The organism is Pseudomonas sp. RA_5y_Pfl1_P24 (genome assembly GCF_963970945.1).
Classification (GTDB): domain Bacteria; phylum Pseudomonadota; class Gammaproteobacteria; order Pseudomonadales; family Pseudomonadaceae; genus Aquipseudomonas; species Aquipseudomonas tritici.
In genome coordinates this window covers 275,859-290,852 of record NZ_CAXAOJ010000008.1, presented here as the reverse complement: position 1 = coordinate 290,852, position 14,994 = coordinate 275,859, and the positions used below count along the sequence as shown (strand labels likewise).

The window sequence follows — 14,994 nt, the reverse complement described above, 5'->3', positions numbered from 1 at the left end:
GGAACGCAGGGTTGATCACCCTTTGAAAGGCCGGTGCCTCGTTTGAGGTGCCGGCTGACGTAGAAAGCCGGCATTGCCGGAAGCGAATAATAATAAGGAGTGCCGCATGATCACTAAGAAACAACAGGCTCATACACTGTTGGGGTTGGCAATACTGGGGGGGCTGATGACGGCCGCTACCGTGCAGGCGGGTGGGTTCTCTACGCCGACTTACGGTGCCCCAGGTTGGGGCCGGGCGTTCGGCGGCGGTTCTCTGTTCAAGAATGACCCAAGTTCTGCATACAACAATCCGGCAGCGATGGCGTTCGTCGATCAATCCGTGGTTCAACAAACCGTCGACTATGCCCGGATCAAGATCAAATACACGGGGCAGTCTTACGATTACACCGGTAATCCGGCCAGCAATACCGCAGTGTCGCCCGATGGTAGCTTTGATCCGAGCACTGCAACCGTCAATAACAACAATGGCGGCCAGGGTGGTTTCACCGCGTGGCTGCCAACCGGGTTTCTGGTGATCCCGATTGGCGACCGCTTTGCATTCGGCCTCAGTCAGGTCGTGCCGCAAGGCATGCGCAGCACCTGGAATGAAAATTCCAAGTTTCGCGACTTCGCCGTGGACACCAAAATTGAAACCGTCGGCTTGACGGGGTCCTTATCCTTCAAGGTGCGCGACGACTTTTCCATCGGCGGTGGCATGATCGTCCAACGTAGCCAAGGCTTCGTCAGCCAGAACATCGATCTATTCTCGGCTGCTTCGGTCTCTCCCGGCTTGGGTAACGGGGCGTTCCCGCCAGGCGTAGGTACTGCGCTGATGCGGGTCAAAGTGGACAATGTTTCCGTTGGCTGGTTTGGTGGCGTTGTGTGGAAACCGACCGACAAAGACTCCTTGGGTCTGAACTACCACGCCAAAATCAAAAACAAGCTGACGGGTAAGTACAAGGTTCGGGCCGATGCACTGAACAACGGCTTGATGACGGACGATTCGATCTTTGGTGATGGCAAGACGCTGGTTGAAACGGCGTACCCTGGACTGAAGTTGTTCCCCAATGGCGCCAATGCCAGCACGCAGTTGGATATTCCGGCGACTGCCGCTATCGACTGGGTGCACCAGTTCAATGATCGTTGGACGTTAGGCGTCAGCGCCGTGTGGACGCAATGGTCGTCCTTCAAGGACCTGACACTCAAGTCCAATGGCTCGACGATTGTTGCCATTCCTTATAATTATCAGGACACGTGGATGTACTCCCTGGGGGGCGATTTCAAGGCCACGGATGAGTTGACCTTGAGGGCAGGCGTGGCGTATGACCAGACGCCGACTCGTAATTCGACGCGCGATCCGCGCATCCCCGACGGCGACCGCTATTTTGCATCGCTGGGCGCGGGTTACGACGTCAAGGCCATTCCCGGCCTGACACTGGATGCCGCGTATTCTCACCAATTCGTTCAGAAGGTCAATATCAAAACCCAGAACGTCGATCGTCTTGGTGGTGGCCGTCTTGACGGCACTGCCGAGTCTTCAGGCGATGTCGTCAGTTTGTCGGCCACCTACAAGTTTTAACCCCGTTATGGCGTGAGCATCAAGCGCATCTTGGTGTTCGCGTCATAACCCCTCTCGATGGCTGGTCAAGTCGTATGACTCGCGCTCGCCATTTTTTTGCCCGGACATTCACTGTGGCGGTTCTCCTGCCAGTCCCCCTGTAATTATCAGCCTTGAGGCAACTTTCCTACATTAACCCGAGCATATTCGCTTGGGTTTTTGCGTTGCTTTCTGATCGATTTTTTGATGGGCACGATATTTGAAATACCTCGAAATCGTCCAGCGCAAGAGCCATCAAATCTGACATCGCGTGCTTCCTTAGTTACGTGTGCTTACTGAATTACGTCGCTCAGATTTTTCCTATTTCGGTGCGTGCTTAGTTGCCAGAAAGTTGTTCTGTCCGAACACGAATAGTTCAAAGGGGGAACGCTTACTATGCAAGCATCCAGCCAATTAAACGATCTGCGTCGTAACTATTGCGCCACGCTCGACCCATGCAGCAATGGGTGTGCTCAGCAGCGTAATCCTTCAGGGTTATCGAATAAATCCATTCGTATTGTTTATCGATTGTTCAGTTGAAATGTGGCTGGAACGAGAAGATCTGCTTTTTTTGCACGACTTTTCGATCTGGGTCATTACCCTGGCGAATAACTCGCCTTTATCTGTGAGGAATTATAATGATGAACGTGAAAACCCTAGTGTCGTTATCTGCCTTGGCAATTGCCATGGGCGCTGCTTCCATGGCCAATGCGTACAGTATTACCCCGGTAAACACGCACTTCACCGCGCCCGGCACGATCTCGGTGAAATCACCGTCTTCCTACCAAGCGGCTGTTAACTGCGGCGCCACTTTTACCGGCAATGTCGACGCCGATGGCGTTGCAAAAATTACCGGTGTAGCCATCACCGGCGGGGGGCTGTGCAGTCTGCCCAAGATCACCGGCCTGCCTTGGACATTGACGGCGACGGGTGCCACGGGGGGCTCTGTGACCAACGTCGGGTACACCATCGCCGGTTCGATTCTGTACCCGGTCTCCAATTGCGGTGCTTCCACGATCACTGCCAGCTACAGCGGTGGTGTGTTGACAGCGACCAATCAACCGCTGGCAGGCAACTGCACCCTAGTGAGCCTGAGCGTCAAGCCAAATCCGGCATTCACCGTTGTGCCTTGAGGGGGACTTGAGCAAAAAGGGCTGATTGCCCGTTAAAAGACAGGCGCCGTCAACCAGGCGCCTGTTGGGCTTGGCTGAGTGAGATGGCAGTAGGAATACCCTATGAATAATAAAAAACGATCGGTGCCGGTTCTGTTAGGACTGGCGTTGATGGGCGGGGTGATGGTTACGGCACCTGTGCGCGCTGGTGGTTTTTCCACGCCCACTTATGGTGCGCCCGGCTGGGGGAGGGCGTTTGCCGGTGGCTCGCTGTTCAAGAACGATCCGAGCGCTGCCTACAATAACCCGGCCGCGATGGCCTTCGTAGACCGTCACGTTGCGCAGTTCACAGTCGACTACGCACGCATCAGGATCAAGTACAAAGGCGATGCCTCTGACTATGCAGGCAACCCGATTTCCAGCACCCCGTTGGATGACAACGGTTTCCCTGATCCCACAGCGACTGCCGCAAACAATAATGACGGTGGCCAAGGTGGTTTCTCCGCCTGGCTGCCGACGGGTTTCATGGTGATGCCGCTGGGCGACCGATTTGCCTTCGGTCTGAGCCAGGTCGTGCCCCAAGGCATGCGTTCAACCTGGGATGAAGAGTCGAAACTGCGCGGCTTTGCAGTGGATACCAATATTGAAACCGTAGGATTGACGGGGTCGTTATCGTTCAAGATAAGCGACGAGTTTTCCATCGGTGGCGGCGTGATCGTGCAGCACAGCAAGGGCTTCGTCAGCCAGAACATCGATTTGTTGTCGGCGGCGGCGGTGTCTGATTCTCTGCTGGGGGGGATTGCGTTCCCGTCGGACGTCGGTGGTGCGCTGATGCGGGTCAAGGTCGACAATGTCTCGGCTGGCTGGTTTACCGGCGTCGCCTGGAAGCCCACCGAAAACGACACCCTTGGAGTGAACTACCACGCCAGAATCAAGAACAAGATGACCGGTAAGTACAACGTGCACACCGATCAGTTCTCCTACAACCTCATGACCCAACCCAGCCCATTTGGCGGCAGCGGCACGCTGGTGGGCACCGCCTACCCGGGGCTTGAACTGTTCCCGGACGGTGCCCATGCCAGCACCCAACTGGATATTCCGGCCAGTGCGGGCCTGGACTGGGTGCACCGGTTCAATGATCGATTCACCTTGGGTGCGAGCGTGGTGTGGACGCAATGGTCATCGTTCAAAGACCTGACGCTCAAATCCGGTGACATGACGGTTGTTTCAATTCCCTACAACTACAAAAATACCTGGATGTACGCCCTCGGAGGAGATTTCCGTGCGACCGATGCGCTGACCTTGCGTGCAGGGCTAGCCATTGACCAGACACCGACCCGCAATTCGACGCGTGACCCTCGGATCCCCGATGGCGACCGCACCTTCTTGTCATTGGGCGCGGGGTACGAAGTAAAGGCTATCAGCGGGCTGACGCTTGATGTCGCCTATTCCCACCAGTTCGTTCAGCAAGTCAAGTTGAAGACCAGAAACGTGGACCGTCTGGGCGCTGCGAGTCTCGACGGCAAGGTTAACGCGTCCGGCGATGTCGTCAGCTTGTCAGTCACCTATGCCTTTTGACGATTCAGAGGGGTGACCCTTTACAGGACTGATTGACCAGGCGGCCCGCTCAGCCGCCGTTTTTTCGATTGCAGGTTAAATAATAATTTCAAAACAAAATTTGAATATAGTTTTCGAATTTTGTAATGTGCCGTTACGCCGCATGTCATTCGACCTGGCGCACGTAGGCCGTACCCTGAATCGAGTAGAGGTATCTCCATGGTTATCTGGTTACTGGTGGGTTTCGCAGCAGCGATCGCCCTGGCATATCGACAAGCTGCCGCCGCCCTGTGGTTGGGCGCTGGCCTGATCTGGCTGGCGGCAGGTTACCTGTTCAACGTGGTGGCCGGTTTCGGCGTGAGCGTCGCGGCGGTGCTGGTGGTCTTGCCGGCGTTGTTGATGACGATCAAGCCCCTGCGCCGCACCTTGCTGACTCGGCGGGCCTTGAGCCTGTTTCGTACGGTTATGCCGGCCATGTCCGACACTGAGCGTGCCGCTATCGAGTCTGGCACCGTGTGGTGGGACGCCGAGTTGTTCAGCGGCAAGCCGAATTGGCAGCGCCTCTTGCAAGCTGCTCCGGCCAGCCTGAGCGCTGAAGAACAAGCCTTCCTCGACAACGAAGTGGAAACCCTGTGCGACATCGCCAATGACTGGGAAACCACCCAGGTCTGGCAGGACATGTCGCCGCAAGGCTGGCAGTACACCAAGGATGCCGGGTTCCTTGGCATGATCATTCCCAAGCAGTACGGCGGCAAAGGGTTCTCCCACTACGCGCACTCGCAAGTGGTGATGAAGCTGTCGACGCGCTGCTCGGCGGCGGCGATTTCGGTGATGGTGCCCAATTCCCTGGGCCCGGCGGAGCTGCTGTTGCATTACGGCACCGATGCCCAGCGAAATTACTACCTGCCGCGTCTGGCGCGGGGCGAGGACATCCCGTGCTTCGCGCTGACCAGCCCATATGCTGGCTCTGATGCGGGGGCGATTCCCGACCTGGGCATCGTCTGCAAAGGCACCCATGAAGGCGAGGAAGTGCTGGGTTTTCGTGTGACCTGGGACAAGCGCTACATTACCCTCGGCCCGATTGCCACGGTGCTGGGCCTGGCATTCCGCGCCGAGGACCCGGACGGCTTGCTCGGCGCTCCCGGTTCACTCGGCATCACCTGTGCACTGATTCCAACGTCGCATCCCGGCGTGAACAGCGGTCGCCGTCATTGGCCATTGAATGCCGTGTTCCAGAACGGTCCTACCACCGGTAAGGATGTCTTCATCCCACTGGAATGGGTGATCGGTGGCCGCGAGCAAGTCGGCAATGGCTGGCGCATGTTGATGGAATGCCTGGCCGCGGGGCGGGCCATTTCCTTGCCGTCGGCCAACGTCGGCCTGGGCAAGGTCGCGGTGCGCGGCACCACGGCCTACGCTGCCATGCGTAAACAGTTCGGCCTGCCTATCGGGAAATTCGAAGGCGTGCAGGCGCCACTGGCGCGCATGGCTGGGCACCTGTATGCCTGCGATGCGGTGCGTAAAGTCTCGGTAGCGTCCTTGGATGCGGGTGAGAAACCCTCGGTGATCTCGGCCATCGCCAAGTACCACGTCACCGAGCGCGCGCGCATCATCGTCAATGACGGCATGGACATCGTTGCTGGCAAGGGCATCTGCATGGGCCCGAACAATTTCCTGGCGCGTGCCTATCAGCAAAGCCCCATCGCCATTACCGTGGAAGGCGCGAACATCATGACGCGCTGCCTGATCATCTATGGCCAGGGGCTGATTCGTTGCCATCCTTATGTGTTCCGCGAGATGGAAGCGGCACGCAACCCGGACCGGCGCAAGGCGCTGGAAGACTTCGACAGCGCGATGTTCGGCCATGTGAGCTTTGTGCTGGCTAACACCGTACGCGCGGCGGTGCATTCTCTGACGGCGGGGCGGCTGATATCCGTACCGGCCAAGACCGACCCCGCGCTGGCGTCCTACTACCGCCAGGCCAATCGTCTGTCGGTGGTGCTTGCGTTGATTTCGGACGTTTCCATGGGCGTACTGGGCGGTGCCCTCAAGCGCAAGGAAAGTATCACCGGGCGCCTGGGGGATATTCTGTCGCAGCTGTACATTTTGTCCTGCGTGCTCAAGCGCTTCGAGGATGACGGCCGGCCCCAGGCGGACCTGCCGTTGGTGCACTGGTCGGCCCAGGATGCATTGCTGCGGGCTCATGAAGCGCTGGCCGAGGTGCTCGACAACTACCCGTCAAAAGCGGCGGCGGCCGTGGTGCGGGCGTTGACGTTCCCGTTCGGTATCCCGCTGCGCAAACCTTCGGACCGTCTGCTGGCCCAGGTGGCGGATGTGGTGCAGACACCAGGCGAAACCCGCGACCGTTTGCTGGCCAATTCCTATATCCCACGTCCGGAAATCGACAAGTTGGCCTACGGCGAACTGGGTTTCCGCCTGTTGCCGCAGGTGGAGTTGATCGACGCCCGACTCAAGCCCGCCGTCAAGCAGGGCTTGATCGAGCCGATGCCGATCTCAGCCACAGCCTTCACCGCTTGGCGCGTCAAGGCGCGGGCGCTGGACCTGATCAGCGACGACGAAGACACCTTGCTCGGTCGCTATGTGGAATACGCCGACCACGGCATCCAAGTGGATGACTTCCCGCAGGACTTCGGGTTGCTGGAGGCGTTGCAGCGGCGCAAGCAAGCGCTGGAGCCCGTGCCAAAGCGCCGAACCGCCCAAGGTGAAAACGCCTCGGTCAATTGAGTGGCACTGAATGTACACGGTCAGTGTGGGAGCTGGCTTGCCTGCGATGCTGACGACTCGGTCCATCAGAAGCACCGAGGTGATGCCATCGCAGGCAAGCCAGCTCCCACATTGATCGGGTTTACACGCCAAGACAGTGGGTCTACTTATGAGTGACAGCTACCTTTCTTTCGTCAATTCCCCTTGGGGCCGTCGCCTGGCCCAGGCCGTTGGTCTGCCGCAACCCTTGCCGCTGCAACGTCATCGCAGCGACCAGCAAGGCCTGGCCAACCCGGTGATCCTCGCCGGGGCAGGGCGCCTGGCCTTTGAGGTGCAGCGGATTTTCGCGGCCACCGACACAGTCACCGCTACCCCGGCCACGCTCAAGGCGCCGTCCACGGTGAACGTGCAGGGCGCGGTGTTTGACGCCAGCACCGTGGGCGATCTGCAGCAACTGGATGAGCTCTATGTGTTCTTCCACGCCAACGCCAAGCGCCTCCGTCAGCACGGCCGCGTGGTGGTACTCGGTACCGCGCCGGAACACTGCCAGGACTTGCCCCAAGCCATCGCCCAACGCGCCCTCGAAGGCTTGGTGCGTTCGCTGGCCAAGGAGTTGCGCCGGGCGATCACCGTGCAACTGATCTACGTAGCGCCTGGCGCCGAAGACGCACTGGACAGCAGCCTGCGGTTCTTCATGTCGCGCCGTTCGGCGTATGTCTCGGGGCAAGTGGTGCGCCTGGAAAAACCGGTGGACGGCCAGGTTCCCGTCAACTGGGACAAGCCCTTTGCCGGCCGCCGCGCGCTGGTCACCGGCGCTTCCCGTGGCATTGGTTTGGCAATCGCCCAAGTGTTGGCGCGCGACGGCGCCCATGTGGTGTGCGTGGATGTGCCGCAGGCCCAGGCGTCGCTGCAACAAGCGGCGGAGAGTGTCGGTGGTTTGGCGCTGCCCCTGGATATCACTGCAGCGGATGCTGCCGCGCTGCTGCAGGCCCATGTCAGTCAATACGGCGCTTTTGACGTGGTGGTGCACAACGCCGGGATCACCCGCGACAAAACCATCGCCAAAATGACCGAGGCGGCGTGGCGCAGTGTGCTGGCGGTCAACCTTGAGGCGCCCCTGCAACTCAGCGACGCGTTATTGCAAAACCAAGGGTTGAATCCCGGTGGGCGCATCGTGTGCGTGTCGTCGATTTCCGGCATTGCCGGCAACCTCGGGCAAAGCAATTACGCCACCTCCAAGGCCGGTGTGATCGGCCTGGTCCAGGGCCTGGCACCGCGTGCGGCGGCGCAGCACGTCACCGTGAATGCGGTCGCGCCGGGGTTTATCGAAACCCAAATGACCGCGAAGATCCCGCTGATGATTCGCGAAGCGGGGCGGCGCATGAATTCGCTGTCCCAAGGCGGGCAGCCGATGGATGTGGCCGAGACCATTGCCTGGCTGGCGCACCCAGCGTCTGGCGGGGTCAACGGCCAAGTCGTACGCGTGTGTGGCCAAAGCCTGCTGGGAGCCTGAGCCATGGACTACGTGACACAGATTATCGACCCGCCGCCATCACGCACCCGCTTGCTGCTGGACGGCGTGCGGGCCTTGCGCAAGCCAGCGCTCGACGGTGCGCCTGTATTGCCCAAGGAATGCCTGGTGCGCTCGGCAGTGGAGTTATCCGCCGCTGGCATCGCCGCGTATGGCCGTGCCTGTGGTTTTCGCCGCGAGCAAGGCGTGCCGCTGTCTTATCCCCATGTGTTGGCGTTCCCGCTGCACCTGATGCTGCTGACCCGCCCGAGTTTCCCGTACCCGGCCAGCGGCATGGTGCACCTGGCGAATCGCATTCGTCAGCACCAACGCCTGCACGAAGGCCAGGCCTTGCGCCTGGAAGTGTATTGCGAGCGCTGGGTCGCGCATCCCAAGGGGCAGGCGTTGAGCATCGCGACCCGTGCCTACAGCGCGGGCACCCTGGTATGGGAAAGCGACAGCCTGTACCTGCGCCGGGATGTCAAAGACCCGGTCGGCGAGCCCTGGGACGACGCGTTGCTGTTGCAGGAAGAAGGGTTGTTGCGCACTCAACGTTGGGTGCTGCCCGCCGACCTGGGCCGGCGCTTTGCCAAGGTGTCGGGGGATTTCAACCCGATCCACACGTCGCTGATCGGCGCGAAAATCTTCGGCTTTCGCCGTGCCATCGCCCACGGCATGTGGACCTTGGGCCGTGCCCTTGCTGCGCAGCAACCGCCCGGTGGGCTGGACCAGGCCGAGGCGCATTGCGACTTCAAGCTGCCGATCTTCCTGCCCGGCCAGGTCGCGCTGTGGAACCGTCCGACAGCGGGCCCGTGCCGTGAGTTTGAAGTCCGCAATTTCGCAGGTGACAAGCCTCACATGCGTGGACTGTTCGTCTGGAAAGAGAGCCTTAAATGACTGATTACAGCTTCAACCCAGCCCCGGTTCGCCGCGTCGCGATTATCGGCGGTAACCGCCTCCCTTTTGCGCGCTCCAACACGGTGTATGCCCACGACAGCAACCAGGACCTGCTGGTCGCCGCCTTGCAGGGGCTGGTCGACCGCTACAACCTGCACGGCCAACGCCTGGGTGAGTTTGCCGCCGGCGCGGTAATCAAGCATTCGCGGGATTTCAACCTGGCGCGTGAGTCGTTGTTGTCCACCACCTTGTCTGCGGATACGCCGGCCTATGATGTGCAGCAAGCCTGCGGCACCGGCCTGGAAGCAGCATTGCTGGTGGCGAACAAGATCGCACTGGGCCAGATCGAGGTGGGCATTGCCGGTGGTTCCGACACCACCTCCGACGCCCCCATCGGGATCAACGAATCCCTGCGCCACACCTTGCTCGCGGCCAACCGCGCCAAGGGCATGGGCGACAAGCTGAAAGCGCTGCTCAAGGTTCGGCCGTCGATGTTTTTCAAGCCCTTGCTGCCCCGCAATGGTGAGCCACGCACCGGCCTGTCCATGGGCGAACACTGCGAGGAAATGGCCAAGCGCTGGCAGATCAAGCGCCTGGCCCAGGATGAGCTGACACTCACCAGCCATCAGCGCCTGGATGCCGCTTACAAACGTGGCTTCTTCGACGACCTGATCAGCCCCCATCGCGGCCTGGCCCGGGACAATAACCTACGCGCTGACGCCAGCCTGGAGAAGCTCGCCGGGCTGTCACCCGCTTACGACCGCCAGAACGGCACGCTCACCGCAGGCAACTCCACGCCGCTGACCGATGGCGCTTCGGTGGTGTTGCTGGCCAGCGAAGAATGGGCGGCCGAGCACGGCTGGCCAGTGCTGGCTTACCTGCGGACCGGCGAAACGGCAGCCGTGAACTTTGTCGACGGCACCGAAGGCCTGCTGATGGCCCCGGCCTACGCGGTGCCACGCATGCTCAAACGTGAAGGCCTGAGCTTTAATGACTTCGATTTTTTCGAGATCCACGAGGCCTTTGCCGCCCAGGTGCTGTGCACGCTCAAGGCCTGGGAAGACGCCGATTATTGCCGCGAGCGTCTAGGCTTGGACGCGCCGCTGGGCCCCATTGACCGGGCGAAAATGAACGTCAACGGTGGCTCGCTGGGTTGCGGTCACCCGTTCGCCGCCACCGGAGGCCGGCAATTGGCAGCGCTAGCCAAGATCATCCATGAGAACGGCGGCGGGCGCGGCCTGATTTCCATCTGTGCGGCAGGCGGACTGGGCATTACTGCCATCGTCGAAAAGTAGCGCTATCAAAAACAACAATAAGGAGACTGCCATGAACGCTGTAAGCCTGGAACAAACCGAACGCATCTGGCTTGACGCTTACCTGCCTGGCGTCCCGGCGGATATCGATGCCGCGATTGAAGATTACCCATCGTTGCGCGAGGTGTTCCTCGAACACTTGGAGAAATTCCACGAGCGTGTGGCGTATGTGAGCATCGGCACCGAAATGACCTACGCTGACTGGCAGGTGCAAGGTATTGCGTTCGCCGCCTGGTTGCAGGGCCAGGGTGTGCAAAAGGGCGACCGCGTCGCGTTGATGATGCCCAACTGCTTGCAGTACCCGATCTGCCTGCTGGGAACGATCCTGGCCGGCGCGGTGGTGGTCAACGTCAACCCGCTGTACACCTCTCATGAACTCAAGCATTTGCTCAAGGACAGCGGCGCGCAGACCGTGGTGATCTTCGAAAACTTCGCGCATACCCTGGAAAAAGTCATTGCCGGCAGCAGCGTCAAGCGCGTGGTAATCGCGGCCATCGGCGATTTGCTCGGCACCTTCAAGGGCGCAGCGATGAACTTTATCCTGCGTAGCGTGCAAAAGCAGGTGCCGGCGTTCAATCTGCGCGGCTCGGTGCGGTTCAATCAGGCCTTGAAACAGGGGCGCGGGCTCAATCATTTTCCGGTGGAAATGCACCTCGATGACCTGGCTTTCCTGCAATACACCGGCGGCACCACCGGCGACGCCAAAGGCGTGATGCTCAGCCATCGCAACATCATCGCCAATCTGCTGCAGGCCAAGGCCTGGGTCGGTGACCAACTGGACCAGCACAAGCAGGAAACCAACGTCACCTTGCTGCCGCTTTACCACATCTTTTCGCTGACGGTGAACTGCCTGATGTTCATGTGCCTGGGCGGGCGCAATATCCTGATTGCCAACCCACGGGACGTGAAGCGGGTGCAGATGATCCTGCGCAAGGAGCGCTTCAACGGCATTGCCGGGGTCAACACGTTGTTTAATGGCTTGCTGGAAAACAAGGCGTTTTGCGCGCGGGACTTTTCCGACCTGCGCATGGTAATCGCGGGCGGCATGGCCACCCACACCGCAGTGGCCAAGCGTTGGAAGGAAGTCACCGGACTGCCGATCATCGAAGGCTATGGCCTCACCGAGTGTTCGCCGGTGGTGAGCATCAGCCCGATCAATATTGCGCGCATGCGCGAGATGGAATTCACCGGCAGCATCGGTGTGCCATTGCCGTCGACCTGGGTGCGGTTTATCCGTGAAGACGGGGAGCTGGCCGAGATTGGCGAGCAGGGCGAACTACAAGTGCGCGGGCCGCAGGTGATGCAGGGCTACTGGAAACGCCCGGAAGCCACCGCCGAGGTGCTGGATGCCGAGGGATGGCTGTCGACCGGCGATATCGGTGTGATGGACGAGCGTGGCTATATGCGCCTGGTGGATCGCAAGAAAGACATGATCCTGGTCTCGGGCTTCAACGTGTACCCCAATGAAATCGAAGACGTGGTGGCGTTGCACCCAGGGGTGGCGGAAGTGGCGGCGATTGGGGTGGAAGATGGCGTGACGGGGGAGAAGGTCAAGATCATCGTGGTGCGCAAGGACCCGAGCCTGACGCAGGAGCAGATCCTGGCGCATTGCCGCGAGTATCTGACGGGGTACAAGGTGCCGAGGTATGTGGAGTTTCGGACCACTGAGCTGCCTAAGACCACCGTGGGTAAAGTGCTGCGCCGAGCCTTGCGCTGACTCGAAGGTTTAGGTGATCCAAATGTGGGAGCTGGCTTGCCTGCGATAGCGGTGTAACCGTTACACCGCTATCGCAGGCAAGCCAGCTCCCACAAAGTTCTGTGGTGGATTTTAGAGTGAGTTCACGGCTACCCAGCGTTCTTCCCTGGCAGCCAGGCGAATCGCCGTCGCCAACCGCTCAACCTCCCATGCCGCCTCAAAGTCAGTGCCATCCGTACCTTGGCCCGCCACGGCCAGGATCAACGCCTGCACTTCCAGGGTTTTCAACTCGTTGTACCCCAACTGGTGCCCCGCAGCCGGGCTGAACGCCGCATAGCCGGGCAGGGCGGGACCGGCCAACAGACGCTGGAAACCCTCCTGACCAACCCGGTAAACGCGCAACTCATTCAAGCGCTCCTGATCGAACGCCAGGGTGCCTTTCGTCCCGCTGATCTCGAAGCTCAGGTGGTTCTTGTAGCCATGCTTGAGCCAGCTACTGCTCACCGTGCCGCGCGCGCCGTTGGCGAAGCGCAGCAGGGCATGCACCTGATCGTCCACCGCGATGGGTTTCAAATCCTTGCTCCCTTTGACGGCAGGGCGCTGGGCGTGGGCAGTGTGGGTATCGGCGCACACGCTGACTACATCCCCCACCAGATAACGTGCCATCGACAGCAAGTGGCTGCCCAAGTCCGCCAGTGCGCCGCCGGCATGTTCCACTTCGCAACGCCACGACCAAGGCGACGACGGGTCGGCCATGAAGTCTTCGCTGAATTCCCCCTGGAAGCTGATGATCTCGCCAAGCTCACCAGTGGCAATCATCTGTCGGGCCAGGGTGATCATCGGGTTGTGCTGATAGTTGTAGCCGACCCGCGTGACCACGCCGGCCGCACGGGCGGCGCGGCGCATGGCGTCGGCTTGTTCCAGGTTCACGGCCAGGGGTTTTTCGCAGTACACGGCTTTGCCTGCGGCGATGGCGGCCATGGCCATGGGGTAGTGCAAATGGTTGGGGGTGGTGATGGCCACTACATCGACGCCGGGATCATTGATCAACGCCTGCCAGTCGCCGTGGGCCTGGGCAAACCCCCAGGCGTTGGCGCAGCGCTGGGCACGCTCGGTGTCGGCATCGGCCAGGGCGGCCAGCTTGAGCTGTACCGGCAGCTCAAATACCGCTCGCGCATTGTTGAATGCCAACGCATGGGCGCGGCCCATGAAGCCTGTGCCGATCAAGCCGATTCCGAGTTCGCGCATTGCCGTGGTCCTTTGCATTATTATTTTGAGAGAGGTTATTAATGGAATAAAAATTCTTTAAATTCAAGATATGGAATAAAAATTCATTAGCCTGTCGAAGATCACCCCAGCGAATGCAGCTATATTCAGGCGAGGGGGAAACGGCATCAGTTAACAAAAGATAACGTAGCGCCGATTGTCAGACGATTCGAAAGCCCGATAGGATGGCCCCTGCTTCCTCCAGGCGCTCTAGATTGCAGGTTTCAAGGCCCCGGAAGGCAGGCGATAACAATAATAAATGGGAGAAAGGTCTATGAGTGAGCCTGTCATGGGTTGGGTTGTTTGCCGCCCACGCGCCGCACGCACGGTTGCGTTGTTGGCCACAGCGCTCTCGTTGCTGGTCGGTGGCGTGTTGTCAACGTCCGCACTGGCAGCCAGCGATACCACCGCAACGCCTGCGTTTGCGATTGAATCCCCCAAGGCCGCCAAAGGCCTGATGATCGACGTGGTCCATGCCGGCAAGCGCCTGGTGGCCGTTGGGGATCGCGGGCATATCCTCTATTCCGATGACCAGGGCAGCACCTGGACCCAAGCCAAAGTCCCCACCCGGCAACTGCTCACGGCGGTGTTTTTCGTCGATGAGAAGCAGGGCTGGGCGGTGGGCCATGATGCGCAAGTTCTCGCCAGTTCCGATGGTGGCGCTACCTGGACCCAGCAGTATCAAGACCTCAAACGCGAAGCCCCGTTACTCGACGTGTGGTTCAACGACGCCAATCACGGCCTGGCCGTCGGCGCCTACGGTGCGTTGATCGAAACCACCGACGGCGGCAAAACCTGGAACGACGTCAGCGACCGCCTCGACAACGAAGACCAGTTCCACCTCAACGCCATCGCCCATATCAAGGACGCCGGCCTGTTCATCGTCGGTGAGCAAGGCAACATGTTCCGCTCCAGCGACGACGGCCAGACCTGGGAAAAACTCGAAGGCCCTTACGAGGGCTCGCTGTTTGGCGTGATCAGCACCGCCCAACCGCAGACCCTGTTGGCTTATGGCTTGCGTGGCAACCTTTACCGCTCCACGGATTTCGGCAGCACCTGGGAACAAGTCGAGCTGAACGCGGCGCGGGGAGCGCTGGAGTTTGGTTTGTCGGGCGCGACTTTGCTGGATGACGGTTCCATCGTTGTCGTCGGCAACGGTGGCAGCGTGGTGATCAGTCATGATGATGGGGCGACCTTCAGCGTGTTCAATCGTCCGGACCGTATTTCGCTGTCGGCCGTCACGGCGGCAGGCAACGGCAACTTGATTCTGGCCGGGCAGGGTGGCGTTCGTGTTGCCATGCCCACCGGCGCCGAACCGACAAAACAATAAGAAGGCGGGCAAA

The 14,994-nt window shown here is 60.1% G+C and carries 10 protein-coding genes; 9 read left to right on the top strand and 1 reads right to left on the bottom strand.

From position 1 onward, the window contains the following. Positions 1-106 precede the first annotated feature (106 nt). From AACY30_RS16115 to AACY30_RS16080, 8 genes are all read left to right on the top strand, one after another. On the top strand, positions 107-1,558 hold the full coding sequence (locus AACY30_RS16115) for an outer membrane protein transport protein (protein ID WP_339415905.1): 1,452 nt from the start codon (positions 107-109) through the stop codon (positions 1,556-1,558). Between the two features lie 656 nt (positions 1,559-2,214). Next, positions 2,215-2,709, top strand: coding sequence for an alkane oxidation protein activator PraB (gene praB / locus AACY30_RS16110; protein WP_339471829.1), 495 nt, complete (start codon positions 2,215-2,217; stop codon positions 2,707-2,709). A gap of 102 nt (positions 2,710-2,811) precedes the next feature. Beyond that, the gene (locus tag AACY30_RS16105; RefSeq protein WP_339540687.1) at positions 2,812-4,266 is read left to right on the top strand and encodes an outer membrane protein transport protein; all 1,455 of its coding nucleotides are present in this window, start codon (positions 2,812-2,814) and stop codon (positions 4,264-4,266) included. Between the two features lie 198 nt (positions 4,267-4,464). Beyond that, complete coding sequence (locus tag AACY30_RS16100) at positions 4,465-6,990, top strand: acyl-CoA dehydrogenase (protein ID WP_339540686.1); 2,526 nt, start codon at positions 4,465-4,467, stop codon at positions 6,988-6,990. A 148-nt stretch (positions 6,991-7,138) separates the two neighbouring features. Continuing rightward, positions 7,139-8,482 carry a 3-oxoacyl-ACP reductase gene (locus AACY30_RS16095; RefSeq protein ID WP_339540685.1) on the top strand — a complete coding sequence of 448 codons (1,344 nt, stop codon included), beginning with the start codon at positions 7,139-7,141 and terminating at the stop codon, positions 8,480-8,482. A 3-nt stretch (positions 8,483-8,485) separates the two neighbouring features. Further along, a complete protein-coding gene (locus AACY30_RS16090; RefSeq protein ID WP_339540684.1) occupies positions 8,486-9,376 on the top strand; it encodes a MaoC/PaaZ C-terminal domain-containing protein in 891 nt (296 codons plus the stop codon). Next, positions 9,373-10,671, top strand: coding sequence for an acetyl-CoA C-acetyltransferase (locus AACY30_RS16085; protein WP_339471839.1), 1,299 nt, complete (start codon positions 9,373-9,375; stop codon positions 10,669-10,671). The genes AACY30_RS16090 and AACY30_RS16085 overlap by 4 nt, the downstream gene beginning before the upstream one ends. A gap of 31 nt (positions 10,672-10,702) precedes the next feature. Beyond that, entirely contained in the window at positions 10,703-12,406 is a 1,704-nt protein-coding gene (locus AACY30_RS16080; protein WP_339540683.1) for an AMP-binding protein, read from the top strand. 111 nt (positions 12,407-12,517) lie between these two features. On the opposite strand, the gene AACY30_RS16075 is transcribed toward AACY30_RS16080, so the two are convergent. Beyond that, positions 12,518-13,633 (bottom strand): Gfo/Idh/MocA family protein, encoded by a 1,116-nt coding sequence (locus AACY30_RS16075; RefSeq protein ID WP_339540682.1) that lies wholly within the window; start codon positions 13,631-13,633, stop codon positions 12,518-12,520. 307 nt (positions 13,634-13,940) lie between these two features. On the opposite strand from AACY30_RS16075, the gene AACY30_RS16070 reads away from it, so the two are divergent. Beyond that, a complete protein-coding gene (locus AACY30_RS16070; protein ID WP_339540719.1) occupies positions 13,941-14,981 on the top strand; it encodes a WD40/YVTN/BNR-like repeat-containing protein in 1,041 nt (346 codons plus the stop codon). The last annotated feature ends 13 nt before the right edge of the window (positions 14,982-14,994 follow it).

What these genes read in the sequence shown, in the direction of transcription:
- AACY30_RS16115 (WP_339415905.1), top strand. Translation starts at nt 107, where the DNA reads ATGATCACTAAGAAACAACAGGCTCATACACTGTTGGGGTTGGCAATA.
- praB (WP_339471829.1), top strand. Translation starts at nt 2,215, where the DNA reads ATGATGAACGTGAAAACCCTAGTGTCGTTATCTGCCTTGGCAATTGCC.
- AACY30_RS16105 (WP_339540687.1), top strand. Translation starts at nt 2,812, where the DNA reads ATGAATAATAAAAAACGATCGGTGCCGGTTCTGTTAGGACTGGCGTTG.
- AACY30_RS16100 (WP_339540686.1), top strand. Translation starts at nt 4,465, where the DNA reads ATGGTTATCTGGTTACTGGTGGGTTTCGCAGCAGCGATCGCCCTGGCA.
- AACY30_RS16095 (WP_339540685.1), top strand. Translation starts at nt 7,139, where the DNA reads ATGAGTGACAGCTACCTTTCTTTCGTCAATTCCCCTTGGGGCCGTCGC.
- AACY30_RS16090 (WP_339540684.1), top strand. Translation starts at nt 8,486, where the DNA reads ATGGACTACGTGACACAGATTATCGACCCGCCGCCATCACGCACCCGC.
- AACY30_RS16085 (WP_339471839.1), top strand. Translation starts at nt 9,373, where the DNA reads ATGACTGATTACAGCTTCAACCCAGCCCCGGTTCGCCGCGTCGCGATT.
- AACY30_RS16080 (WP_339540683.1), top strand. Translation starts at nt 10,703, where the DNA reads ATGAACGCTGTAAGCCTGGAACAAACCGAACGCATCTGGCTTGACGCT.
- AACY30_RS16075 (WP_339540682.1), bottom strand. Translation starts at nt 13,633, where the DNA reads ATGCGCGAACTCGGAATCGGCTTGATCGGCACAGGCTTCATGGGCCGC.
- AACY30_RS16070 (WP_339540719.1), top strand. Translation starts at nt 13,941, where the DNA reads ATGGGTTGGGTTGTTTGCCGCCCACGCGCCGCACGCACGGTTGCGTTG.